A 22898-nucleotide genomic window follows, 5' to 3' on the forward strand; every position below is an offset into this window, starting at 1 on the left:
GTCAGGCCGTGGCGCCGCCGTCGATCACGTGGTCCTGGCCGACGACGAAGCTGGACTCCGGCGAGGACAGCCACAGCGCGGCGGCGGCGATCTCCTCCGGGGCGGCGACGCGGCCGATGGGCAGGGCGTGCCGCATGCGCTCGTCGCGCTCGGCGGGCGTCTCGCCGGGACGCGTGGACATGGGCGAGTCGATGGGGCCGGGGCTGACGGCGTTGACGCGGACGCCGTCGGCGATGTGGTCGCGGGCGGCGGTGCGGGTCAGGTGGCTCACCGCGGCCTTCGAGGCGGCGTAGGCGGCGGCCCCGGGCAGCCGCCAGTGGGCGCCGAGGTTGCTGGCCACGTTGACGATCACGCCGCCGCCGTGCTCGCGCATGTAGGCGATCTCGTGCTTCATCGACAGGAACACGCCCTTGAGGTTCACCGCGAGCACGGTGTCCCAGGTGTCCTCGTCGTAGTCGGCCACCGGGGCCAGCATGCCGAAGACGCCGGCGGCGTTCAGCGCCACGTCGAGCCCGCCGTAACGGGTGACGGCGGCCTCCACCATGGCGGCGACGGAGGCCGAGTCGGTGACGTCCGCGGTGAAGCCGGTGGCCCGGCCGCCCGCCGCCTCGATCTCCTTGACCACCGCGCCGAGCCGCGCGGTGTCCCGCCCGGCGGCCAGCACGGACGCGCCCTTCCTGGCGTACGCCAGCGCGGCGGCCCGGCCCACGACCCCGGTGGCCCCGGTGACAAGCACGACTTTTCCTTCAAACACGACAAGCTCCTAGAACGATCGGTCTCAAATTTGCACGGCAATCATGGCCTGTTCGACCGCGTCGCGCAGGCGGCGCGGGTCCGGGTCGGCCCGCCCGAGCACGCGCAGGCCCTGGAGCAGCACGAGCAGGAACCTGGCCAGCGCGTAGGGGTCCTTCGACTCGGGGATCTCCCCCTGGGCGCGGGCGCGCACCAGCGCGGCGGCGAGCGCGGTCTCCAGCTCGGCCCAGCTCGCCGTCACCCGGCGGGCCAGCTCGGCGTCGCGCGAGGCGAACTCCACGGCCGTGTTGACGACCATGCAGCCGCGCCGCAGCTCGTCGGCGAGGATCTCGGCCACGTAGGCGTCGAGGAAGGCGCGCACGGCCGGCACCGCGGGCCCCGGCTGGGCCAGCGGCTCGACCACGTTGCGCCGGGCCAGGTAGCGCTCCAGCGCCTTGACGTAGAGCTCCCGCTTGCCGCCGAAGGTGCCGTAGATGCTGGCCCGCGCCAGCCCCAGCCGCTCCACCAGGTCGGCCATCGAGGTCGCCTCGTAACCGCGCTCCCAGAACAGGTCGAGCGCCCGGTCGAGCGCGACCTCGGGATCGAACTCCTTGCTGCGTGCCACGCGGCGAAGCTACCATATTCAAGAACGAACGGTCTAGTTCGAACAGTCTCTACGGTTCGCGGAACTCCGGGGCCTGGCCGTCGTCCGGCGGGTTCTGGGGCGGGTTGAGGTATTCGAGCGGCGTGTCGTCGGCGACGGCCCGCTCGGCGGCGGCGGTCTCCTCCACCGGCCGCTGCCGCGGGATGCTCAGCAGGCCCAGGCTGTCCTGCTCGCCGCGCCGCCTGATGACGTCGTTGATCGCCTCGGCCATCTCCTCCCTGGAGTAGCTGCCCTCGGGCACCTCGTTGAGATGGGCCAGCATGTCGGCGGGGATGTGCACGTGCGCGGAGACCCGCGCGTACACCTCGCGCATCGCCACCCGGTCCCGTCCCTGGAACGCCTCGTCCAGGGCTTCCTGCAGTTCGTCCAGCACGGCCTGGTCAGTCATCGCGATATCCCTTCAGTAGGTCTTCGGCCTGTTCTGTCACGTCGTCCACCGAGACGTCGGCGACCCACGTCCCGTCGTGCTCGCAGCGTTCGGCCTCCGCGTCCACGCCGCTCGCGCCGCAGGTCGGGCACCGGGTGGTCCAGGAGATCAGCGGCCGGTGCGCGGTCCTGCTGAGCGGCCCGGCGTTGATGACGTTGACGCACGAGTAGACGGCGACCGTGGGCGTGCCGACGGCCGCGGCGAGGTGGCGCGGGCCGGTGTCGTTGGCGACCACCAGGGCGCAGCGCTCGTACAGGGCGGCCAGGCCGCCGAGGGTGAGCGTCCCGACGACGGGGAGCACCGGGTGCGCCCGCCCGCGCATCGCCGCGACCGTCGCCTCCACCAGGTCCTTCTCGGCCCAGCTCCCGGTCACCGCGACGGGCCGGGCCAGCCGGTCGGCCACCTCGGCGAAACGTTCGGGGGGCCAGCGCCGCCGCGGGTCCGTCGCCCCCGGATGCAGCGCGACCAGCCCGGCCGGCGGCTCGCCGAACGACTCGGCCAGCTCCGCCCGGTCGCGGGCGGTGACGGCCACCAGCGGTTCGAGCCGCTCGGCGACCCCGCCGACCAGCTCGGCGACCTGGAGGAAACGCAGCGTCTCGTGCTGGAAGTACGTGTAGGGCACCCACCGGTCCAGCACCTCGGCATCCGGGGAGCGCAGCCCGGCGGTCACCCGCGCCCCGAGCGAGCGCACGAACGGGTTGGAGAAGCGCCCGCCGCCGTGAATCTGCACTGCCAGGTCGAACGCCCGTTCCCGCAGCTCGGCGCGGGCCCCGCCGGGCACCGGGTAGCCGGTCTCCGACGTCGAGACCCCCGTGATCGGCGGCAGCGCCACCACGTCGTCCACCGGTCCCGGCCGCCCGGACAGGAACTCGGCGTGCCACGGCGTGCCGAGCAGGGTGAGCCGGGCGTCGGGGTAGGCCAGCTTGATCGCCTCTATGGCCGGCAACGCGACCAGGTAGTCGCCGATCGCGTTGGCCCGCAGGACGGCGATGCTCCGCACGCCCTCGACCAGGCCCGGCCGGGCCGTCATGGGGTCCCCGGCATGTAGTCGTAGCATTCCGCGCTCCTGTCCGCGACAGTGGTCGGCAGCTCCAGGCGGCAGGCCCGCCTGGGCGGCAGCCCGGTGTCCGAAGGGCCGTACATAGCGGCCGGGCTACCCGGCAGGGATGGCCCATAACTTCGGTTTCGGACTAACCTATTTGAGCTGGTATGCGTTTGAGCTGGGCTTTTACAGGTACTCGCCCTCTATGGGCACCCTGAGGGAAGAGACGGTCAGCGCGGTCGTCGTCGGCGACGTCATGCTCGACTCGTGGCTGCACGGCTCGGCCAAGCGGCTGGCCCAGGAGGCGCCGGTGCCCGTGATGAGCCTGGAGGCGGTCGAGGACGCGCCGGGCGGCGCCGGCAACACCGCGGCCAACCTGGCGGCGCTGGGGGCGCGCGTCCGGCTCGTCGGCGTCGTGGGCGACGACGCCTGCGGCGACCAGCTCGTCCAGGCGTTGCGGCTGCTCGGCGTGGAGACGGACCTGCAGGCGGTGCCGGGGCGGCGGACCGCGCACAAGCGGCGGCTGGTCACCAGCGGCCAGCTCACCGCCCGCTACGACGAGGAGGACCTCGACGTCATCCCGCCCGAGGCCGAACGCGCGCTGCTGGCCCGCGTCTCCGCGGCCGTGGCCGGCGCGGACGTCGTCGTGGCCTGCGACTACGGCGGCGGCGTGTTCACCCCGGCGGTGCGCCGGGCGCTGGCCGGGCTGCCGCTGCTCGTGGTGGACGCGCACGCGGTCGCGCCCTGGGTCGAGTGCGCGCCGGCGGCGGTGCTGCCCAACTACGCCGAGGTGGTGGGCCTGCTCGGCGAGGTGGACGCCGCGGCCGATCGACCGGCGTACCTGATGGCGCGCTCCGCGCAGATCCTGGCCGCCACCGGGGCCGGGATCGTGGTGACCACCCTGGACGGCGAGGGCACGCTGCTGCACCGGGCCGGCTGCCCGCCGTACCGGACCTACGCCCGGCCCGCGCCGCAGCACATGGCGACCGGCGCGGGCGACACCTACACCGCGGCCTTCTCGCTCTGGCTGGCCGCCGGCGCGACGCCGGAGGAGGCCGCCGAGGCGGGCCAGGCCGCGGCCGGGGTGGTCGTACGCCGTTCCGGCACGTCCATCTGCACCCGCTACGAGCTTCTGCGCGCCCTGCGCCGCCAGGAGGGCACCGTGCAGGCGGCCGAGCGCCTGGCCCAGCTCCTGGACGAGCACCGGCGCAGGGGCGAGCGGATCGTGTTCACCAACGGCTGCTTCGACGTGCTGCACCGGGGCCACGTCAGCTACCTGGAGCAGGCCGGGCAGCTCGGGGACGTGCTCGTGGTCGCGGTCAACAGCGACGCCAGCGTCACCCGGCTCAAGGGCCCTGGACGCCCGCTCAACCCGTGCGAGGACCGCATGTCGGTGCTGGCCGCCCTGAACGACGTGGACTACGTGACCGAGTTCGACGAGGACACCCCGGAACGCCTGCTCAGGCTCATCAGGCCGGAGATCTACGTCAAGGGCGGCGACTACACCCCGGAGATGCTGCCGGAGGCGCCGCTGGTGCGCTCGCTCGGCGGCGAGGTGCTGGTGCTGGACTACCTGCCCGACCGCTCGACGACCGCCATCATCGGCCGCATGCGCTCGGTGCCGGGCGCCCCGGACGGTGCCACGCCCGTTCCGCCGGACGGGGTCAGGCCCGTTCCGCCAGCACGTCCATGACCAGCGAGCGCACCATGCGCACCGCCTCCTCGACCGCCCCGCGCACCGGCTCGCTCAGCTCCACCAGCACGTCGTCGGTGACCAGCCGGGCCGGCTCGCAGCACAGCACGAGCACCCGCGCGGGCACCCGGCCGAGCTCGCGGGCCATGCGCAGCACCTTGACCGGGTCGAGGCCGTGGCTCTCGGCCCCGATGCCGCCGGGGCCGCCCGGGCCGGGCATGTCCGGTTCGAGCATGTCCGGTTCGAGCAGGGTGAGCGTGCCCGGCGGCTCGCCGCGCGGCGCGGCGTCCACGAGGATCGCGGCCTCGTAGTCGCGCTGGAGCGCGTAGGCCAGGTCGAGGCCGCGGCTGCCGAAGTCGAGCACGTCGGCGGGCAGGTCGTCGTCGGCCAGGCGGCGCACGACCTCGACGCCGAAGCCGTCGTCGCCGAGGAAGACGTTGCCGATCCCGGCCACCAGGACGCGCGGGCGGCAGCCCCCTCCGACGGGTTCGAGCTCCTCGGCCGAGTAGAAGAACCGGTGGCACGGCAGCCTGGACTCGCCCAGGTCGCGCAGCGGATCGCCGGCGAGCGTGACGCCGACGTGGAAGCCGCCGACGTCGTCCCGCTCGACGCTCTCGATCACCGCCAGGCGGCCGTCGAGCGCGAGGTCGAGGATGTCGGCGCGGCTCTTCGGGCGCAGGCGCACCCGGCTGCCCGGGGCCAGCCGCACGCCGTCGACGATCGCCTCGGCCGGGGCCGGCCGTTCCGTGGGGTACCGAGTGTCCATGTCACGTCTCCCGCATGGTGCCGTGCAGGCGCATGAGCTCTTCCGGGGTGAGCGCGGCGCAGTGGTCGAGGAGCTGGTCGATCTCCGTGGCGTCGAACGTGCCGCTCTGAGGCGCGACCTTGGGATGGTCGTAGAGGATGACCGGGGCCGACAACATCGTGTGCCGGTCGCCCTCCTCGCCCACCAGCACCGGCCAGGTGCCGATGTTGTGGCAGCCCGCGGCGAGCGCGCGCAGCCCGTCGGGCGGCTCCGTCAGCGAGACGAACCGGCCGCCCGGCGAGCTCACAACCGTGTGCGCGGAGATCAGGGTGTGCTTCATGGCCTCCGCGCGCGAGTCGCCCTGCCACGGGCTGGTGTTCGCCACCCGGACGGTGAGCCGGAACAGGCCCTCGCGCAGCCGCTCGGCGAACACCTCGGCCCGGCCGCTCAGCGCCTCCCAGCCGCGCAGCAGCACGCCCTCGCCGTCGAGCCATTCGGCCCGCTGGCCCGGCGGCACGTGGATCTCCATGCCGGTCGGGCAGGCCAGCAGGTCGGCCAGGCGCAGCCCGGTCTCGGCCACCTCGCGCTCCTTGGCCTCCTCCCTGGGCAGGTGGCGGGCGCCGCCGACGGTCAGCTCGGGCACGCGGACCAGCTCGCCCTCGCGCCGCACGGCCACCTCGCAGGTGACCAGGTGCAGGAAGCGCACGTGCACGTCCACGACGTCGTCGCCGCCGGCCTCCAGCAGGCACTGGGTCTGGGTCAGCCACGGGTTGCCCTCGTGCGCCCGGCCGTAGGACTCGGGGTGCACGCCGCCGAAGTTCCAGCGCCGCCGGTCGGGCGGGGCGGAGTGGCGGCTGGGCCACAGCAGGTAGCCCCCGTAGAGGACGGCGCGGGCGATGCGCCTCACGTGGTCCATCTGCCGGCCCCCACGCCGGGCGCCGACCGGACGATCTCGACCTGCTCGACCTCGGGGGCCGCGTCGCGCACGGCCCGGCGGACCGCGTCCGCCGAGCTCCCGTCGTCGTCCGGGAGCCGCAGGCGTACCAGGTCGCCCTCGACGGCGATCACCTCGGCGGCGGTGCCGCGCAGCGCGTCCTCGACCCGGGTCCGCACGTCGATCGGGTGGAGGTCGTGCAGCAGCAGCAGGTGCGCGACCACGTCGTCGGCGGCCAGCCGGGCGGCCAGGTCGTCGTCGGCCGCTGCCATGATCCGCGTCAGGCCCTCGCCGTAGAGGTCGAGCAGGGCCTGGGCCAGCTCGACGGCGGGCGGTTCGGCCCGTTCGAGCAGGCTCTCGATCCTGCCGATGCGTGCGTTCAGCGACATGACGCCCCCAGGACGGTCACGCCGTCAGGAAACCAGTCGTATTTAGCGGCATTCATCGGCCTTAAGCCCCCCAAGTGGCCATTGCAGAGGTTCAGCGATGGCGTCGATCGGTATCCGATCAGTACCTCTACGTAGCGGGCATACCGCGTCGACGAAGGCGGCAAACCATGACCCGGACCCTGCGCGCCCGCGGCGCTAGACCAGACGGACCGGTCCGGCGTCGATCGGCACCCGGAACAGCGCGTACGGGTACCGCCGCCGGTCCTGCCCCTCCTGGAACCTGGCCTGCCGGTGCAGCTGGTTGGCGGTCACGTACAGGTGGCCGTCGGCCACCGACAGCGTGTCCGGCCACAGCAGGCGGGCGTCGTGCACCAGGGTGTCGATCGTGCCGTCGGGCGTCCGGCGCAGCACCGCGTTGTGCTCCCAGTCGGTCAGGTAGATGCGCCCGGCGTCGTCGGCCTCCAGGCCGTCGGCCGAGCCGCCCTTGTCGCCCTCGTCCCTGACCGTCGCCGCCACTTCGGCGTCGTCCAGCGTGCGGTCTACCAGGGCGTCCGTGGACACGCTGTACCAGCGGCGGGAGAGCAGCGGGCAGTACCAGAGCCGCTCGCCGCCGGCCGGGAGCGCGATGCCGTCCGACCCCATCAGGACGGGCGACGGCGGCCCGTCCTGCGGCCGTTCCATGAACGGCCGGCCCTCCACGACCGGCACGAAGTCCGGCGGCCGCGCCGCCTTGGTGCTCGGGTGGTCGTGCAGCCGGCGCCACGCCTGCCCGCTGGCCAGATCGACCACGATGATCCCGTTGGGCCCCTTGTCGGCGGAGTCGGTGAGGTAGGCGACGCCTTTGCGCAGGTCGAACCGCACGTCGTTGAGATAGGACGTCTCCAGGGCGACACCGCGGTCGAACATGATGACCTTGACCACGGTGTCGGTCTCCAGATCCACGCAGACGAGCTTCGGCCCGCCCTTCCTGGTGGGCCGGAACATCGGGCTGCCGGTGTCGAGGATCCACAGCCGGTCCAGGGGATCGACGACCACGCTCTGCACCGAGACCAGCCACTTCGACGGCTCGTCGGCCTCGGTGTTCCACTCCTGGTCGGGATAGGGGACGGCCTTGCCGTCCCGCAGCTCGACCACGGTCGCCGGAACGTCGTCACCCCATTTGGGGAAGTTCACGAATATCCGGCCGGCACGGGAGACCGTGACGCCGGTCGGCATCGGGCCGGACTCGAAGGCGTGCACGAGTTCCAGCTTCCCGATGGGCTGATCGACCGGCTGAACGCCGTCGCGGCCGTTCCCCTTCGCCATGTTCCCCCCGTTCCCAGATCCGCCGGGCATCTGCCCAGCTCAGGCCGGGAGAAACAGCGCCCTCTCCAGCCAGGGCCGCAGGATGGGCAGCACGTTCGCGGCCTGCATGGCCCCGGCGTGGTCGAGCCCGTCGAGCACCTCGACGTCCCAGCCCAGCGCCTCGATGGCGGCCCGCTCGCGGAGCACCGGGCCGGCGATGCCGACGCGGGCGCCGCCCCACCGCTCGTCGTAGACGATCTCGTCGGCGGAGCCGACGAAGCACAGGCGGGGACAGGACAGGCGCACCTGGCTGTCGTCGAACCCGCGCAGCGCCCGGTACAGGGTGGCGAACTGCCTGGCCTGGCCCTCGCTCAGCGTCACCTCGGTCGAGGACCAGTCGCCCGGCTCGCCCGTCCCCGTGGCCGGCGGCGTGGCGGTCTTCGGCGCGACGGCCATCCGGTACGTGGCCTCGGTGACCTTCAGCATCTCGGCGTAGGGCCCGCCGAGCGGCGGGTAGCCGCCCATGACCAGCGCCGAGAGCCGGTCGGTGCGCAGGGCGAGCTGGAGCCCGCTGAGCGCCAGCCAGGAGTAGCCGTAGTAGGCGAACCGGTCGGCCCCCACCGCGTCGGCCACCGCCAGCATGTCGGCCGCCACGTTGTCGGGGGTGAGCGTGTCCGGCTTGGGATGGGCCAGGACGTGGCCCTCGTAGTCGAAGGCCACGACGCGGAAGCCGTCGGACAGGCCGTCGATGAGCGAGCGGCCCAGCGCGGGGTCGGCCCCCCACTTCCGCATCTCCTCGGCCGCCTCGCCCTCGATCGGCTTGGGGTTGACGGCCAGGAGCAGGACCGGGCCCGAGCCGTGGACCTCTGTCTCGATGGTGCTTCCGTCGTGCAGCGTCGCCGTGGTCACCGGGAGCCTCCGTGAATTCCATACACCGTAAACTGTTGTCCTCGGCGAGGATAGCTTATGGCGTAAAGAGTCGCAAAGGGCTGGGCGTCGGCACGCAGCGCATGTCGGCGCCGTCCGCCTCCAGCCAGCGCAGCAGCAGGTTGGCCTTGGCGGGCACGTACGCGCCGGCCAGCAGCTCCCGCAGCTCCTCGGGCTCGCCGTGGTCCTCGGCGCAGCCGGCGAACACCGATCTCGCCTCGGCCCACAGCTCGGCCCGCAGCTCCGGGTGCCGCTCGGCCACGGCTCCGGCGATCTCGCAGAGGTTGTTGACGACCAGGCAGTACAGCAGCCGTTCCCAGCCGTAGGCGGGGCTCACGACGGGCGTGCGGGCGCCGGGCAGGCCGTGGCGGTCCGCGGTCAGCTTGACGCCCTCGTGGTCGCGGAAGATCGCCTGGCCGGGCAGGCCCCGCCCGTCCACGCCGATGAGCACGTTCTGCAGGTGGCATTCGAGCACCACGCCGTGGCGGAAGTAGGCGTGCAGCACCGGCGGCACGACGTGGTCGAGGTAGCGCCGCCACCATCCGAGCGCCTCGGCGGCGTCGAGGCCGTCCAGCGGGTTGCCGGGGAAGCCCTCGCTGACCCCGGCGGCCAGCAGCGCCGTCAGCCCCGGCCGCAGGTGCCCGCCCAGCCCGTCGCGGACGATCACCGCCAGCGCCTCGCCGCCGTCCCCGTCCAGCTCCAGGCTGCGGTAACCGCGGTCGCCGAGGACGGCGGGCCGCGGCCGGTGCGCGGGCAGGTCGTCGAACGCCACGCCCAGCAGGTCGTCGATCAGTCCCAGCCAGCGCAGGTCGTGCAGCCACAGGCGGCGGATGTCGTTGGTGATCCGCACGTCCAGGCTGAACTTGCAGAACAGGTCCGCCTCCGGCAGGTACACCGTGCGGATCGAGGCCGTCGCCACCGCCCGCGCGGGCGTGACGCCGAGGTGGCGCAGCTCCTTCAGCCCGCCCAGCAGCTCCACCTGCCAGGGGTGGGCGGGAAGCAGCGTCAGGCCGTCGGGGGCGGGCGGGCCGAGCCGGTCGAGCGCGCTCGCGTCGCCCTGCTCGACCAGCGCCTCGGCGGGCACCCCGAGCAGCGGCAGCACGAAGCTCGCGCGCGCCTCCGGCGAGTAGGGCAGCCAGGCGTCCGGGCCCGATCCGCCCCGCGCCTTGGGGGCCGGGTGGTAGCGGTGACCGGCGACAAGCGCCTGCTCCGAGCGCAGGTACAGGTCGGCGGGCGGCGTGGTGGCGCGCTGGGCCGACAGCAGCGCGGCCATGACGTCCCTGCTCTCCATGATCTCCTTGGCCAGGGACGGGTTGGCGTGGCCGGTGCGCGTCCGCAGCTCGTCCTCGGTGAGCGCCACCAGGCCGGCCAGGGAGAGCGGGCGTGGGCCGTCGGGGGTGCGCAGGGCGGGGGCGCCGGGGTACCGTCCGGGGCGGACGTGCAGGACCTGCCCGGTCGCGGGCAGCACCCACACGTCGTCCTCGGCGGCCGCGGGTTCGGCCACCTCGCGGAGCAGGCAGTTGAGCAGGGCCGTCACCGCGAGGGCCGTGGCCCCGTCCGCGGCCTGGTGGTCTTGCGCCTCGGGTGCCGGACCGGCCGGTGGGAGGAGGCCGTCGATATATGCCATGGCGACCTGTCCTACCCTTTTGTACCGATCAGTGTCCACAGGGTTCTCACCTGGGCATGTTCCTGACATCGGGGGGGTTCATGCGGCATTCTGCGGCGCGGTTCGCGAGGGAGCTGGCCGCCGTGCGCCCGGACCTCACGCCCGGCTACGCCGCGGCCCTGCCGGGGGCGCGGGCCGCCGTCATGGGACGGCTGTGGCGGGGCCTGCTCTGCGAGCCTCTGCCCGGTCTCGCCGAGCCCGTCGCCGTGGGCGGCGACCTGTGCGTACGGCTCTCGGACGGGCGCGAGCTGACCGGACGGGCCCGGCTGCCCTACGACCTGGCCGACGAGCCGGTGCTGCGGCTGGACGGCGTCCCGTACCGCGACCCGGCCGAGCTGCTGGCGGCGCTCGGCCTGCCCGGCGCGCAGGGGTTGGTCGCCGACCTGGACAACAGCGTCGCCTCCCTGGCGTTGTCCCGGGCGGGCGCGGCCTCCCCGCTGCGCGAGCCGGGACCGGAACGGTACGAGCAGAGCGTGGTGGACGGCCATCCCTACCATCCGGGCTGCCGCAACCGGCCGGGGGTGTCGGTGGCCGAGCAACTGGCGTACATGCCGGAGCACCGGCCCGTCGTCGCGCTCGACCTGGTGGCGGTGCCCGCCGCCGAATGCCTGGTCACCGGGCCGTGGCCGGGCTCGCTCATGGACGGCGACCGGCTGCTGCTGCCCGTCCACCCCTGGCAGACCCGGCACGTGCTGGCCGGGCTGGGGGTGCGCCCGTACGCGATCGGGGCGTTGCCGTGCCATCCCCTGATGTCCGTACGGACCCTCGCGCCCCTGGACGGCGGCCCGCACCTCAAGACGGCGTTCACCACCAGGATGACCTCCGGCGTGAGGGACATCTCCCCCGGCTCGGTCCGCGACTGCGTCCCCCTGTCGGACCTGCTCACCGCCCTGTCGGCGCGGCTCGGCGGCCGTCCGCGCATCGCCCGCTACCTGTCCGGGGCCGCGGGGGCCGTGCGCGGCGAGCACACCGCCGACCTGTCCGTCATGCTGCGCGATCCGACGCCCCTCGTGCCCGGCCACACCGTGCTGCCCGTCGCCGCCCTCACCGCCCCGGCCCAGTGGGACGCGCCGCGTGGCGAGGAGGCCGGCGAGTGGCTGGCGGCCTTCGCCGGCGTGGCGACGGCGGCGGCGCTCGGCCTGCTGGCCCTCGGGGTCGCGCTGGAGGCCCACGGCCAGAACCTGCTGGTCGTGCTGGACCGGCGGGGCCGCCCGGTCGAGCTGGTCTACCGCGACCTGGCCGACGTCCGGATCAGCCCGGCCCGGCTGGCCCGCAACGGCTTCGGGACGCCGCCGGTGAGCCCCCGGCTGCTCAGCGACGACCCCGGCGTCCTGCACGCCAAGCTGTTCGGCTCGCTCGTCGGCACCACGTTCGGCAGTCTGGTCTCCCTGCTGGGAGAGGGCGACCGTGTCGCCGAGTCACGCCTGTGGGCCGTCGTGGCGCGGGCCGCGCGGCGGGCCTTCGACGCGCTCCCCGACACCGCCGACGTGCGCGCCGACCGCGCTGCCCTGTTCGGCGAGCGGATCCGGGTGAAGGCCCACCTGCTCGCCCAGCTCGCGGGCGCCCCGCCCGGCGACAGCTGGACGACGCTGCCCAACCCCCTCACCCAGGGAGCCTCCTGGACCCTCGCTCACGCACGGTGAGCGCCTGGCTCTTTTCCCGAAGGAGGAGGAGTATGGGGCATGCAGCCGGACCCTGCTGCGCGTCGATCTTCGATCACGCAGAGTTCAGGGAAGGAGCGAATCCGATGATGCAGCTCTCAGTACGGCTCGTGCCCGTGGGCGACACCACTCTGGTGATCGCCCTGGCGGGCGAGCTCGACTCGACGACCCGCCCCATCCTGGCCGCCTTCCTCGACCCCCTGCCGCGCTCGCGGGTGAAACACGTGATCGTCGCGGCGGGCGACCTCTGGTTCTGCGACCTGAACGGCCTCGAACAGCTCGCGATCACCCACCGGGCCATGCAGGAGAAGGGCGGCCACCTGGCCGTCGCCGAGGCCCAGCCCGCGCTGTGCCGCCTCATCGCGCTCATGACCGAGCACGGCGGCACCGCGATCCCCCTGTTCAGCACGATGCCCGACGCCCTGGCCGGGACCGGCGTCGAGATCTACGAGCAGACCGGCCCGCCCAGGCCGGTCAGCCGCCACCTGGCCTGCTTCCGCCGGGCCCGCGACCCCCGCTCCGAGCAGCATCACGGCACCCGCCGGCTGCGGCCGCAAGAGACGCCCATCACCCCCGACCGCCAGGAGAACCTGCCGCCACCCGGCCGCTGGTCCGCGATCGTCGGCCGGCTGCGTTCGGCCAACGCCGACCTGCAACGCGCGAACGACGAGCTGCGCTCGGCCAACGCCGAGCTGCGCCACGCCAACGACGCGCTCACCGCCCGCGCCGCCGAGCTGCGCCGCGCCAACGACGCGCTGGTCGCCCGCACGGCCGAGCTCGACGAGGTCGGCCGGATCACCGCCTCGCTGGTCCACGGGCTGGGCGACGCGGCGGTGGTGCTCGACGCCGACATGCGGGTGCTCATCTGGGGGGCGGGGGCCGAGGAGTTGTGGGGGGTGCGGGCCGGGGAGGCGGTGGGCCGTCCGCTGGCCTCGCTGGGCACGGGGTTGCCGGTGGAGCGGATCGTCCCGCTCGTGCGCGACACGCCGGCCGGGGGCACGGCCCGTGCCGGAGCCAGGAGGGTCGCGCTCGACGTGGTCAACGGCCGGGGCCGGCCGACGCGGCTCACCGTCGAGCTGTCCCGCCTGCGTCCCGGCGACGACTCCGGGCGCGGCCTGATCATCGCCATGAAGGTGCCGCGCCCCGGCGCCTCACATGATCGCTAGCTGGCCGCCGTCGATCACCAGCTCGGTGCCGTGGACGAACGCGGCGTCGTCCGAGGCGAGGAAGGCGTAGGCGGCGGCGACCTCCTCGGCGAACCCGGCCCGGCCCAGCGGGATGTGGTCGTGTTCGTAGGCGGAGACGAAGTCGTCGGCGAGCCCCGACGAGATCGAGGCGTTCAGCGGGGTGCGGATGTAGCCGGGGCACAGGGCGTTGACCCGGATGCCGTGCCTGCCGAGCTCGACGGCCATGGTCTTGGTCAGCAGCAGCACGCCGCCCTTGGAGGCGTTGTAGTGGGCGTAGTCGGCCTCGCCGCCGAGGCCGTTGGTCGAGGACATGTTGAGTATCACGCCGCCCGTCCCCCGGTCCACCAGGTGGCGGGCGACGGTCTGGGCCATCAGGAACATGCCGCGCAGGTTCACCGAGATGATCCGGTCCCAGTGGGCGGGGGTGATCTCCAGGAACGGCTCCCGCCAGGCCGTTCCGGCGTTGTTGATCAGCACGTCCACGCCGCCCATGGCCTCGATCGCGGCCGCGACCAGCCGTGCGACGTCGTCCTCCGAGCTGACGTCGCCGGTCAGCCCGTCCACCTCGCCGAGCGGCGCGAGCTCGGCGACGGTGCGCTCGACCTCGTCGCCGTCCAGCCCGGTGAGCACCACCCGGGAGCCCTCCTCCAGGAACCTGCGGGCGGTGGCGGCTCCGATGCCGCTGCTGCCCCCGCTGATCAGCACCCGCTTCCCGGCCAGTCCGCGCATGACGCCGTCCTTCCTCAACGTGCCGCGACGCGCAGACCTGGGGTGACCTGCCCGTTCGGTCATCAGAAAATAGCACTGGTTCCGCATCCTGCACTGGCATTCCGTTACACGGAAGCACAGGACTACGTCGGGGATTTCGGAACTGCGTTCTGTGACCACATCAGGTGGGGGTGTCACGGCCGGACGACCGTGACACGTCCGCCGAGGCCCCAGCCCGTGACGGGCGGGGCCCCTGTCACTTGCACGGCTTGTACGGCGTGTCCTTCAGCGAGTAGTCCACGGCCTTCTTGATCGCATTGATGCCGAGCTTGGCCGCCTTGGGACAGAAGGACGACGGCGCCGTCTTGTACTCGACCTGGAACACCGGCTTGCCCGCCTTGACGAAGACGCTCAGCTCGCCGCACTCGTCGTACTGGAAGCACTCCTCGTTGACGGCGTAGTCGAAGCTGGACACCAGCTCGGCCGCCTGGCTGAGGTCGTTCTTGAGCGCCGCGGACAGGCCCTTGCGGTGGGCCAGGTCGGCCAGCGCCTTGTTGTAGACGAGCTGGGTGGCGGGGCTGACGGTCCAGCCGGTGACCGACTTGCCCTCTTCGTGGGCGTTGACGACGTCGAACTCGACCCCGTCGAAGCCCGCCTGGACGCACTTGTCGACCCGGGCCTCCATCATCTTCAGCAGGAAGTCCCGCTGGCCCTGGTCGTTGTTGATGTTGGCCCAGCGCTCGTTGGGGAACTCCGCGCTGAACGGCTTGCCGAGCAGGGAGTTGCCGTGGCTCTTGTGCCAGGCGACGAACTGCTGGTAGTCGGGCCGGTACTCCTCGATCGAGCCGGCGTCGACGTAGCAGACGGCCTTCGCGCCGCGGGCGTGGACGGCCTTCACCGCCGCGGTGTTGAGCGTGGTGTTGTTGCCCACCACGTCGCCGTCGGCGTAGAGGTCGATGTCGAACACCGCCGGCCGGACGCAGGCGCCGCCCGACTGGGGGACCACGCAGATGTCGACGTTGACGCCGCCGGTGGCGGCGTACTTGGCGTTGCCCTGGAGCTGGTACTGCCAGCGGCTCTGCAGCGGCGGCCGCCACGGCCCCGCCTGCGCGGTCTCCCCCGTCTGGGCCGTCTCCCCCGTCTGGGCCGTCTGGGCCGTCTGGGCCGTCTGGGCCGTCTGGGCCGTGGCCGGTGCGGCGAGCGCCGCGAGCGGCGCGCAGCTCAGGGCCGCGACCGCGGCCAGCCGGGCTAAGAGAGTCATGGTTCGCACGTTCGCGCCCCTCATTCCGTCTGGTGGAACTCTAGTCTGCATCGTGGATGCGTGACTATACTCGCCGCACGCAGCGGGCCGCCACGCCCGCCGTGCTCTGTGGAGGGAACCCCATGGCACGACTCATTCACCACATCCGTGAGACCGCCCGATGAGGCCCCGTACGACGCTGGCCGTCGTCGCCCTGGCTCTGGCCGCGGCGAGCTGCGGCGGCGGTGGACAGGAACGGGCGGACGGCCCGGTCGCGATCACCATCTGGCACGGCCAGGAGGACACCTCGGCGAAGTCGATCGAGAAACTGGTCGCCCGGTTCAACCAGAGTCACCCCGACATCAAGGTCAGCACCGAGTCCGGCGGCGCGACCGCAGACGGCATGCTACCCAAGATCACTGCCGCCCTCACCTCGGACGCCTACCCCGACATCGCCTACCTGTACGGCTCCTGGGCCCCCAACGTGGCCAGGAACCCCAAGACCGCCGACCTCACCTCCCTGGTCAAGGACCCGGCCGTCGGCTGGGACGACTTCTGGGCCAACGAGCGCGAGGCGGTCACCGTCCAGGGCAAGGTCATCGGCTTCCCCGCCGTCGTGGACAACATGGTGGTCCTCTACAACAAGAAGCTGCTGGCCAAGGCGGGCGTCAAGGCCCCCGGCCCCGACTGGACCTGGGACGACTTCCGCGACATCGCCAGGAAGACCACCGACGCGCAGAAGGGCGTCTTCGGCACGACCTGGGCGATCAGCGGCGGCGAGGAGGCCGTCTGGGGGCTCTGGCCGCTGCTGTGGCAGGCGGGCGGCGACATCCTCACCCCCGACCACAAGAAGTCGGCGTTCAACTCCGCGGCCGGGCAGCAGGCGCTCGGCCTGGTCCGGAGCATGGCCGTGGACGACAAGTCGGTCTACCTCGACTCCAGCCCGGCCGAGAAGGGCCAGAAGCTGTTCGAGTCCGGACGGCTGGCCATGTTCCTGTCCGGCCCCTGGGTCCTGCCCGACCTCCAGGCGGCCAAGGTCGACTACGGCGTCGCGCGGCTCCCCGGCACCAACGGCAACCACGAGACCGTCTCCGGCCCGGACAACTGGGTGGTGTTCGAGCACGACGAGCGCCGCGTCAAGGCGGCGACCACGTTCCTGAGCTGGCTGACGGCCGCGGAGCAGCAGCTCGTGTGGATGAGCGACACGGGCTCGCTGCCCATCAGGGAGTCGATCACCACACTGTCCGGTTACCAGGACTATCTGCGGAAATATCCGGGCATCGAGGTGATCTCCGAGAACCTGGCCAACGCCAAGCGGGTCCGGCCGCCCACCACCAAGTACCCCCGCGTGTCGTCCTTCGTCGCCGAGGCCATCGCGCAGGCGCTGCTGGGCAAGGCCGACGCCAAGACCGCCCTGGACGAGGCCGCGGCCAGGTCCGACGCGGTGCTGGCGGTGCCGGGTTCATGAGCAGCGCCGCCGTCGGCGCGCCCGCCGCCCGGCACGCCAGGAAGACCCGCGGGCTCGGCGACCACGTCGCGGGCTGGTCGTTCGCGGGCCCCGCCACGCTGATCATCCTCGGGTTCGCGCTGGTGCCGATGGCGTGGGCGCTGGCGCTGTCGTTCACCGACTCCGACCTGATGAAGACGCCCGAGAACGTCGGCCTGGACAACTACCGGGCGCTGTTCCAGGACCCGGTGTTCTTCCAGGCGGTGCGCAACACCGGGCTGCTGCTGGTGCTCTACATCCCCGCCTCGCTGGTCTTCGGCCTGATGGTGGCGGTGCTGCTGAACAGGAAGGTGCGCGGCATCGGCTTCTACCGGACCGCCTTCCTGGTTCCCTACGTGGCCTCGGCCACCTCGGCCGGCCTGCTCATGGGCTACATCTTCGACCGCGACTTCGGCCTGATGAACGGTGTGCTCGGCCGGCTCGGCCTGCCGCTCCAGGGCTTCCTGAGCAGCCCGTCACAGGCCATGTACGTGCTCACGCTGATCTTCTTCTGGACCCGGTTCGGCTTCGCCGTGGTGATCTACCTGGCGGCCATCCAGGAGATCGACAAGGCGGTGCTGGAGGCGGCCTCCATCGACGGCGCGGGGCGGTGGGCCACGTTCCGGCACATCATCGTCCCGTCCGTACGGCCGATCACGGTCTTCCTCGCGGTCTGGGGCGTGATCGACGCGCTGCAGTTCTTCGACCTCGTCATGACCACCACCCAGGGCGGCCCGGCCAGCGCGACCGTGACCATCGTCTACTACGTCTGGCAGCTCGCCTTCCGCTACTCGGCCGCCGGGTACGGCGCGGCCGTGGCGTACACGCTGTTCGCCGGGACGCTGCTGCTGATCGTCGCGGGCCTGGTGGTCGCGCGGCGGAGAGGGGCCGTGCGATGAGACGACGCCTGCCCAGCAAGTGGCACCTGGTGCTCGCGCCGATGTCGGTGGTGACGCTGCTGCCGTTCGTGTGGCTGGTGCTCAGCTCGGTCATGACGCAGGCCGAGCTGAACAGGTTCCCGCCGCCGATCCTGCCGGAGGGCATCGACCTCGGCGGCTACCGCACGGTCATGGAGCGCTCCGAGTTCCCCCGCTGGTTCCTCAACAGCGTGCTGGTGTCGAGCGCCATCGTGGCGGCCCAGGTCGTGCTCTGCAGCATGGCCGGGTACGCCTTCGCCCGGATCCGGTTCATCGGCTCCCGGCTGACGCTGGTCCTGATCATCGCGACCGCGCTGATCCCGTTCCAGCTCACCGTGATCCCGACGTTCCTGATGTTCAGCCAGGCCGGGCTGGTGGACACGCTCGGGGCGCTGGTCATCCCGCAGCTCAGCTCGTCGGTCGGGATCTATCTGATGACGTCGTTCTTCCAGTCCTTCCCGAGGGAGCTGGAGGAGGCGGCGCGGATCGACGGGTGCTCGCGGGTCGCGCTGTTCTTCCGGGTGGTGCTGCCGGTCGCCAAGCCGGCGTTGGCGGCGCTCGCCGTGATCACGTTCATCACCGCCTGGAACGACCTCTTCTGGCCGCTGGTGGTGATCAACTCCGAGGCGAACTACACCGTGCAGGCCGGGCTGACCACGTTCCAGGGCCAGCACCGGGCCGACTGGCCCGCGATCATGGCGGGCACGGTGCTGACCACGCTGCCGGTGCTGGCCGTGTTCCTGTTCGGCCAGCGCCGGTTCGTGCAGGCGCTGACCGGGGCGGTCAAGGGGTGAGGCCGCGGTAGGGGTTGGCGGGCAGGCCGGTGTGGGGGGTGCGGCAGCGCCACAGCTCCCCGCCGGCGCCGCCGTCCCAGGCGGTGGTCACGTACAGCACGTCGAGGTCGGGGCCGCCGAAGGCGCAGCTCGTCACGTTGGCCGCGGGGACCTCCACGGTGAGGTCCGTACGCCCGTCCGGCCGCAGCCGCACGACCGCCGCGCCGCCCCACAGCGCGACCCACAGGTGGCCGGCGGCGTCCACGGTCAGGCCGTCGGGGCTCGGGAGTGCGGCGAACTGCCGGCGGCCGTCGAGCGTGCCGGTCGCCGGGTCGTAGTCGAAGACGTCGATCCGGTCGGTCGCGGTGTCCACGTAGTACATCAGGCGCTCGTCGGGGCTCCAGCCGACGCCGTTCGAGATCGTGACGCCGTCCAGCACCTTGTCGCACGTACGGTCCTGGGCCAGGCGGTAGAGCGAGCCCGCGCCGGGGGTGTCGTCCTCGGCCTTGGTGCCGGCGAAGAAGCGGCCCGCGCGGTCGCAGGCGCCGTCGTTCATCCGGTTGCCCTCGGGCTCGGACGGCCGGGCGACCAGTTCGGTGCGGCCGTCCGCGTGGCGGGCGAAGCCGTCCCTGAGTGCCAGCATGAGGCCGCCGGAGGCGTGCGGCACGGCGACGCCGACCGGCTGGCCCAGCTCGATGGTCTCCCGCTCGTCGCCGGCCGGGTCGAGCCGGTGGACGTGGCCGGCGGGGATGTCGACCCACAGCAGGGTGCCCGTGGCGGCGTCCCACCTCGGGCCCTCCGCGAGGGCGGCACGGGGGACGGGGACCTTCTCCAGCTTCATGCCCATGTGTCCTTTGGTCCGTGATACGGAACGCTATTCCGCGTTCTTTCCGACCGTAGCCGGTTGAGGTCCCTTTGGGGAGAGGGGGGAGGAGCCGGCGCCACCGCCCGATACGGGGGCTGGGGCCATCGCGGCAGGGGGCGGGGGCTTGTGGGTGGGGGTCAGACCTGGGCGGAGATGGCGCGGCGGAGGCCGAGGCCGACCTCTTCGAGGCGGGCGACCGACATGCGGTCCTTGATGGCGGTCACGCTCACCGCCGCCACCGGCGCGGTCTTGCCCAGGAAGACCGGCGCCGCCACGCACCGCACGCCCGGCTCGTTCTCCTCCAGGTCGAGCGCGTACCCCTGCTGCCTGACCTGGTCGAGGTGGGTGGCCAGCTTGGCGGGGTTCGTGATCGTGTTCCTGGTCCTGGCGGCCAGCGGCCCGTAGCGTTCGGCCCACGCCTTGACCGACTCGTCCGTCGGGTACGTCCAGGCCAGCAGCGCCTTGCCCACGCCCGTGCAGTGGGCCGCGTTGCGCCCGCCGACCACCGAGGTCATGGTGATCGACCGCACCGCCTCGACCTTGTCCAGGTAGACGACCTCGCCGCCGTCGAGCATGGCCATGTGCACGGTCTCGGAGAACTCCTCGCTCAGCCGCAGCAGCAGCGGCCGGACGAGCGTGCGCAGGTCCATCGTCTCGTAGAACCGGAAGGCCGTGGCCAGCATCTCGGTGCCGAGGAAGTACGGCCCGCTCGGCTCCGGCTGGGCCGCGAAGCCCCGGTGCTTCAACGCCCCGAGCAGGCGGTGCAGCGAGCTCTTCGGCAGCCGCAGCCTGGTGGCCAGCTCGTCGAGCGTCACACCCCTGCTGTGTCTTCCGATCTCCTGCAGGATCAGCAGGGCACGATCGACGCTCCCCACAGGGGACTGGGTCTCAGCCACTGAACTCTCCCTCGCCTGTTCCGCTGATCGGAATGCTAGCGCGTAATACGGAACACTCCGTACACGCGGTCGCACAGTGGTCGTCTCAGCGTAGTCAGCACAGCCCTGTGTCAGCACAGAGCTGTGGGAAAGGAAGGGCGGCTACGCCCGGCGGGGGTCGAGCTCGGCGACCGGGACGCGCCGGAAGACGATGCTCTCGTACGGCCCGAAGTCGCCGGTCTCGAACAGCAGCCCCACCGTGTCGCCGTCCACCCTGACCAGGTCGGAGTAGGCGGCGGGCAGGCCCGACACGGTGTGCACGGGATGCCAGGTGACCCCGGCGTCGGTGCTCGCCCGTACCGTCATCAGGGCCCGCGCGTCGGGCGCGGCCGGGCCGGAGAACAGCAGCACGCCGGGCGGCTCGCACCACAGCACGCTGCCCTCCACCACCGGCCCCACCAGCCCGGCCTGCGGGCGGAAGGGCAGGTCGAGCCGCTGGCCGCCGTCGGAGGAGCAGGCGTCGGCGCGGGTGCCCGGCGCGGCGGAGTCCGTCCTGGCGTTGAGGTAGAGGCGGCCGTCGGGCAGCTCGGTCGCGGTGGTCTCGTTGACGTTGACATAGCCGTCGGGGTTGTCGTCCACGTAGCCGATGCGCCAGGTACCGCCGCCGTCGTCGCTGAGCAGCGCGTGGCCGCCGTTGTAGCGGCCCTCGGTGCCGTCGTCCGAGCCGGACGGGGGCAGGGAGTGGTTGCCCGGCACCACGACGCGCCCGCTCCGGAGCCGGACGGCGTGCCCGGGGCCGGTGGCGTACCAGCGCCACTCGGGGCGCTTGACCTGGGCGGTGATCTCGCGCGGGGGCGCCCACGTGATCCCGTCGTCCGCGCTGACCTGGACGAACACCCGCCGCCCTTCCGCCGCCTGCACCTGACCCCGCCTGATCTTCTCCTCCGTCGCCGACGGGCCCTGCCGGACCGTGACGAGCAGGATCCGGCCGTCGTCCAGCACCACGGGCGCGGGGTTGCCCACGGTGCCGCGGCGCGGTTCGGTGGCCACCACCTGAAGGGGACCCCACGTCAGCCCGCCGTCGGCCGACCGCCTGAGCACCAGGTCGATGTGCCCCGAGTCGCCGGCGGACCCGCGCCGCCCCTCGGCGAAGGCGAGGAGCGTCCCGGCCCCGGTCGCCACGACCGCCGGGATGCGGAAGGTGTGATAGCCCTCGGTCGCCGCCCGGTACACCACCGACGTGGGGTAAGGAGTCATGCGCGAACGCTAGGCCCCGCAGGTGAACGTCTCCCGGCCTCCGGCGGACGTCCCGGTGCCAGCCCGGCGGCCAGACAGGCCAGCGGGAGAGCCGGTACGACGTACCGCACGTCGTACCCGCTCAGGAAGGACGGCGCCACGACCAGCACGGCGGCGGCCACGCCGGGCAGCAGCGCGTCCGGCCGCCGCCGTACGGCCGCCACCGCGAGCGCGCCCCCGAGCAGCGCCAGCAGCACCGGGTACGGCAGGTAGCCGAAGCGCTGGTAGGCCCGCAGCCAGCCCGCGTAGGGCTCGACGATCCGCGTGTCCGCCGGCCCGCCCTCGTACGCCCCGGCGATCCGCCGTACGGACGCGCGCAGCGGGCGCTCCTCGTAGGGGAACCAGTACGGATTGATCCTCCTGTCGGACGCCTTCCTGGCCGTGGTGCGCTCCCAGCGCAGCAGCCACCGCAGGTCGCGCCCGACGGCGGCCAGGTAGTCGCCAGGCTGGGCGAGGACGGCCTCGCGGGCGAAGCGGCCGGCCAGCGCGTTCCGGTCGCCGGGGACGGCCGCCAGGGTCGCCCCCCACATCCAGTGGGCGGGCGAGGGCCGCCCGGCCACCGGCGTCCGCGGGCAGAGGGGGGCCAGCTCGGGCTCCGGCCTGATGACCGAGCAGTCGGCGAAGGTCGTCGTGCGGGCCCACAGGAACAGGCCGTCGGCCTTGGTCAGGCCGAAGGTGCCGCTGGTGGCCCACATCCAGGAGGCGTACCCGAGCAGCGGCGCCGCGCCCGCCAGGACCAGACAGAGCAGCGCGCGCGGCCCGGGACGGCGCAGCAGCAGGCAGGCGGCGGCCACCACGAGAACGGCCACCCCGATCGTGCGGGTGACGGCCGCCAGGCCGAGCAGCACGCCGCCGGCGGCCGCAGTGGCCGGGGTGAGCCGGTCCGACAGCGCCAGGATCCCGGCCGTGACCAGCACGGTGAACAGCGCGTCCGCCATGATCATGTGTTCCAGCAGGATCAGGAACTCGTCGTACAGCAGCGGCGCGACGGCGGCCGTCCCGCCCCAGCCGGGCAGGCCGCGCCGCCGCAGCAGGGCGTAGACGGCCACGGCGAGCGCCAGCCCAGACGCGTGCTGCACGGCGGCCACCAGCGCCAGGCTCTTCCCGGGCCCGAGCACGGCCAGGAAGAGCGAGTACCCGAGCGGCCGGAACGTCCCGGGCACGGGGTCGCGCGCGGCCTCCAGATAGGAGAACGAGTCCGCCCAGAACCACAGCGCGGGCCGGTACCCCGCCATCGCGAGCAGCCGCAGCGCGACGGCGGGCACCAGCGCGACCAGCAGCGCCCGATGCCGCCCCAGGGCGTTTCCGGGCAGCACGAACACAGGAGACGGCGCCGGCATGGGGAAGCTCCTTCATGGGAGTGCCGAGCGGGCTCCCCCGGACGGCG

At 72.9% G+C, this 22898-nt stretch carries 22 protein-coding genes; 6 read left to right on the forward strand and 16 right to left on the reverse strand.

Annotation, left to right across the window (positions count from 1 at the left end; translation table 11 throughout):
* Position 1: 1 nt before the first annotated feature.
* The 4 genes from ACIBQ6_RS14230 to ACIBQ6_RS14245 are packed head-to-tail and all read right to left on the reverse strand — an operon-like array spanning position 2 to position 2880.
* A complete protein-coding gene (locus tag ACIBQ6_RS14230; protein ID WP_397212243.1) occupies positions 2-736 on the reverse strand; it encodes an SDR family NAD(P)-dependent oxidoreductase in 735 nt (244 codons plus the stop codon).
* Positions 737-778: 42 nt separating this feature from the next.
* Positions 779-1357 (reverse strand): helix-turn-helix domain-containing protein, encoded by a 579-nt coding sequence (locus ACIBQ6_RS14235; protein WP_358291730.1) that lies wholly within the window; start codon positions 1355-1357, stop codon positions 779-781.
* Positions 1358-1406: 49 nt separating this feature from the next.
* Positions 1407-1784, reverse strand: coding sequence for a hypothetical protein (locus ACIBQ6_RS14240; RefSeq protein WP_358291728.1), 378 nt, complete (start codon positions 1782-1784; stop codon positions 1407-1409).
* Positions 1777-2880 (reverse strand): glycosyltransferase family 9 protein, encoded by a 1104-nt coding sequence (locus tag ACIBQ6_RS14245; RefSeq protein ID WP_397212245.1) that lies wholly within the window; start codon positions 2878-2880, stop codon positions 1777-1779. The genes ACIBQ6_RS14240 and ACIBQ6_RS14245 overlap by 8 nt, the downstream gene beginning before the upstream one ends.
* A gap of 190 nt (positions 2881-3070) precedes the next feature.
* Between ACIBQ6_RS14245 and rfaE2 the strand changes: the two genes are divergently transcribed.
* Positions 3071-4558, forward strand: a complete 1488-nt coding sequence (rfaE2, locus tag ACIBQ6_RS14250; RefSeq protein ID WP_358291724.1) for a D-glycero-beta-D-manno-heptose 1-phosphate adenylyltransferase — start codon at positions 3071-3073, stop codon at positions 4556-4558.
* Here rfaE2 and ACIBQ6_RS14255 read toward each other — a convergent pair.
* The 6 genes from ACIBQ6_RS14255 to ACIBQ6_RS14280 all read right to left on the reverse strand — a co-directional run bounded on the left by ACIBQ6_RS14255 (position 4530) and on the right by ACIBQ6_RS14280 (position 10464).
* Positions 4530-5324, reverse strand: a complete 795-nt coding sequence (locus tag ACIBQ6_RS14255) for a hydrogenase maturation protease (RefSeq protein WP_358291722.1) — start codon at positions 5322-5324, stop codon at positions 4530-4532. The two genes, rfaE2 and ACIBQ6_RS14255, sit on opposite strands and share 29 nt — an antisense overlap.
* A gap of 1 nt (position 5325) precedes the next feature.
* Entirely contained in the window at positions 5326-6219 is an 894-nt protein-coding gene (locus ACIBQ6_RS14260) for a hypothetical protein (protein ID WP_358291720.1), read from the reverse strand.
* Positions 6207-6626 (reverse strand): hypothetical protein, encoded by a 420-nt coding sequence (locus ACIBQ6_RS14265; protein WP_352358745.1) that lies wholly within the window; start codon positions 6624-6626, stop codon positions 6207-6209. The genes ACIBQ6_RS14260 and ACIBQ6_RS14265 overlap by 13 nt, the downstream gene beginning before the upstream one ends.
* Positions 6627-6821: 195 nt before the next feature.
* The gene (locus tag ACIBQ6_RS14270) at positions 6822-7931 is read right to left on the reverse strand and encodes an L-dopachrome tautomerase-related protein (protein ID WP_397155571.1); all 1110 of its coding nucleotides are present in this window, start codon (positions 7929-7931) and stop codon (positions 6822-6824) included.
* A gap of 39 nt (positions 7932-7970) precedes the next feature.
* The gene (locus ACIBQ6_RS14275) at positions 7971-8819 is read right to left on the reverse strand and encodes an alpha/beta fold hydrolase (protein ID WP_397212248.1); all 849 of its coding nucleotides are present in this window, start codon (positions 8817-8819) and stop codon (positions 7971-7973) included.
* 55 nt (positions 8820-8874) lie between these two features.
* Complete coding sequence (locus ACIBQ6_RS14280; RefSeq protein WP_397212250.1) at positions 8875-10464, reverse strand: IucA/IucC family protein; 1590 nt, start codon at positions 10462-10464, stop codon at positions 8875-8877.
* A gap of 80 nt (positions 10465-10544) precedes the next feature.
* Between ACIBQ6_RS14280 and ACIBQ6_RS14285 the strand changes: the two genes are divergently transcribed.
* Complete coding sequence (locus ACIBQ6_RS14285) at positions 10545-12146, forward strand: IucA/IucC family protein (protein WP_397212252.1); 1602 nt, start codon at positions 10545-10547, stop codon at positions 12144-12146.
* Positions 12147-12250: 104 nt separating this feature from the next.
* Entirely contained in the window at positions 12251-13330 is a 1080-nt protein-coding gene (locus ACIBQ6_RS14290) for an STAS domain-containing protein (protein ID WP_358291711.1), read from the forward strand.
* Here the strand turns inward: ACIBQ6_RS14290 and ACIBQ6_RS14295 are convergent.
* Positions 13316-14080, reverse strand: coding sequence for an SDR family NAD(P)-dependent oxidoreductase (locus tag ACIBQ6_RS14295; protein WP_397212254.1), 765 nt, complete (start codon positions 14078-14080; stop codon positions 13316-13318). The genes ACIBQ6_RS14290 and ACIBQ6_RS14295 overlap by 15 nt on opposite strands.
* Positions 14081-14315: 235 nt before the next feature.
* Positions 14316-15320, reverse strand: a complete 1005-nt coding sequence (locus tag ACIBQ6_RS14300; RefSeq protein WP_397212256.1) for an endo alpha-1,4 polygalactosaminidase — start codon at positions 15318-15320, stop codon at positions 14316-14318.
* 160 nt (positions 15321-15480) lie between these two features.
* Here ACIBQ6_RS14300 and ACIBQ6_RS14305 point away from each other — a divergent pair, with 160 nt between their 5' ends.
* The 3 genes from ACIBQ6_RS14305 to ACIBQ6_RS14315 are packed head-to-tail and all read left to right on the forward strand — an operon-like array spanning position 15481 to position 18496.
* Positions 15481-16767, forward strand: coding sequence for an ABC transporter substrate-binding protein (locus ACIBQ6_RS14305; RefSeq protein WP_397212258.1), 1287 nt, complete (start codon positions 15481-15483; stop codon positions 16765-16767).
* The gene (locus ACIBQ6_RS14310; protein ID WP_397212260.1) at positions 16764-17684 is read left to right on the forward strand and encodes a carbohydrate ABC transporter permease; all 921 of its coding nucleotides are present in this window, start codon (positions 16764-16766) and stop codon (positions 17682-17684) included. The genes ACIBQ6_RS14305 and ACIBQ6_RS14310 overlap by 4 nt, the downstream gene beginning before the upstream one ends.
* Positions 17681-18496 carry a carbohydrate ABC transporter permease gene (locus ACIBQ6_RS14315; RefSeq protein WP_358291701.1) on the forward strand — a complete coding sequence of 272 codons (816 nt, stop codon included), beginning with the start codon at positions 17681-17683 and terminating at the stop codon, positions 18494-18496. Before ACIBQ6_RS14310 ends, ACIBQ6_RS14315 begins: the two co-directional genes overlap by 4 nt.
* Here the strand turns inward: ACIBQ6_RS14315 and ACIBQ6_RS14320 are convergent.
* The 4 genes from ACIBQ6_RS14320 to ACIBQ6_RS14335 all read right to left on the reverse strand — a co-directional run bounded on the left by ACIBQ6_RS14320 (position 18486) and on the right by ACIBQ6_RS14335 (position 22851).
* Positions 18486-19316 carry an SMP-30/gluconolactonase/LRE family protein gene (locus ACIBQ6_RS14320; protein ID WP_397212262.1) on the reverse strand — a complete coding sequence of 277 codons (831 nt, stop codon included), beginning with the start codon at positions 19314-19316 and terminating at the stop codon, positions 18486-18488. The two genes, ACIBQ6_RS14315 and ACIBQ6_RS14320, sit on opposite strands and share 11 nt — an antisense overlap.
* A 161-nt stretch (positions 19317-19477) precedes the next feature.
* Entirely contained in the window at positions 19478-20236 is a 759-nt protein-coding gene (locus ACIBQ6_RS14325; protein ID WP_358291699.1) for an IclR family transcriptional regulator, read from the reverse strand.
* A 141-nt stretch (positions 20237-20377) separates the two neighbouring features.
* The gene (locus ACIBQ6_RS14330) at positions 20378-21472 is read right to left on the reverse strand and encodes an exo-alpha-sialidase (RefSeq protein WP_397212264.1); all 1095 of its coding nucleotides are present in this window, start codon (positions 21470-21472) and stop codon (positions 20378-20380) included.
* Positions 21469-22851: a hypothetical protein gene (locus ACIBQ6_RS14335; protein WP_397212266.1), complete on the reverse strand. Its 1383-nt coding sequence runs from the start codon at positions 22849-22851 to the stop codon at positions 21469-21471. Before ACIBQ6_RS14335 ends, ACIBQ6_RS14330 begins: the two co-directional genes overlap by 4 nt.
* Between the last annotated feature and the right edge of the window lie 47 nt (positions 22852-22898).

It is taken from the genome of Nonomuraea sp. NPDC049655 (genome assembly GCF_044465465.1).
Classification (GTDB): Bacteria; Actinomycetota; Actinomycetes; order Streptosporangiales; family Streptosporangiaceae; genus Nonomuraea.

Bases quoted from the DNA above. Each gene is read 5' to 3' on its own strand.
- ACIBQ6_RS14240 (WP_358291728.1), bottom strand. From the start codon at position 1,784: ATGACTGACCAGGCCGTGCTGGACGAACTGCAGGAAGCCCTGGACGAG.
- ACIBQ6_RS14245 (WP_397212245.1), bottom strand. From the start codon at position 2,880: ATGCTACGACTACATGCCGGGGACCCCATGACGGCCCGGCCGGGCCTG.
- rfaE2 (WP_358291724.1), top strand. From the start codon at position 3,071: ATGGGCACCCTGAGGGAAGAGACGGTCAGCGCGGTCGTCGTCGGCGAC.
- ACIBQ6_RS14255 (WP_358291722.1), bottom strand. From the start codon at position 5,324: ATGGACACTCGGTACCCCACGGAACGGCCGGCCCCGGCCGAGGCGATC.
- ACIBQ6_RS14260 (WP_358291720.1), bottom strand. From the start codon at position 6,219: ATGGACCACGTGAGGCGCATCGCCCGCGCCGTCCTCTACGGGGGCTAC.
- ACIBQ6_RS14265 (WP_352358745.1), bottom strand. From the start codon at position 6,626: ATGTCGCTGAACGCACGCATCGGCAGGATCGAGAGCCTGCTCGAACGG.
- ACIBQ6_RS14270 (WP_397155571.1), bottom strand. From the start codon at position 7,931: ATGGCGAAGGGGAACGGCCGCGACGGCGTTCAGCCGGTCGATCAGCCC.
- ACIBQ6_RS14280 (WP_397212250.1), bottom strand. From the start codon at position 10,464: ATGGCATATATCGACGGCCTCCTCCCACCGGCCGGTCCGGCACCCGAG.
- ACIBQ6_RS14285 (WP_397212252.1), top strand. From the start codon at position 10,545: ATGCGGCATTCTGCGGCGCGGTTCGCGAGGGAGCTGGCCGCCGTGCGC.
- ACIBQ6_RS14290 (WP_358291711.1), top strand. From the start codon at position 12,251: ATGATGCAGCTCTCAGTACGGCTCGTGCCCGTGGGCGACACCACTCTG.
- ACIBQ6_RS14295 (WP_397212254.1), bottom strand. From the start codon at position 14,080: ATGCGCGGACTGGCCGGGAAGCGGGTGCTGATCAGCGGGGGCAGCAGC.
- ACIBQ6_RS14300 (WP_397212256.1), bottom strand. From the start codon at position 15,320: ATGACTCTCTTAGCCCGGCTGGCCGCGGTCGCGGCCCTGAGCTGCGCG.
- ACIBQ6_RS14305 (WP_397212258.1), top strand. From the start codon at position 15,481: ATGAGGCCCCGTACGACGCTGGCCGTCGTCGCCCTGGCTCTGGCCGCG.
- ACIBQ6_RS14310 (WP_397212260.1), top strand. From the start codon at position 16,764: ATGAGCAGCGCCGCCGTCGGCGCGCCCGCCGCCCGGCACGCCAGGAAG.
- ACIBQ6_RS14315 (WP_358291701.1), top strand. From the start codon at position 17,681: ATGAGACGACGCCTGCCCAGCAAGTGGCACCTGGTGCTCGCGCCGATG.
- ACIBQ6_RS14320 (WP_397212262.1), bottom strand. From the start codon at position 19,316: ATGAAGCTGGAGAAGGTCCCCGTCCCCCGTGCCGCCCTCGCGGAGGGC.
- ACIBQ6_RS14330 (WP_397212264.1), bottom strand. From the start codon at position 21,472: ATGACTCCTTACCCCACGTCGGTGGTGTACCGGGCGGCGACCGAGGGC.
- ACIBQ6_RS14335 (WP_397212266.1), bottom strand. From the start codon at position 22,851: ATGCCGGCGCCGTCTCCTGTGTTCGTGCTGCCCGGAAACGCCCTGGGG.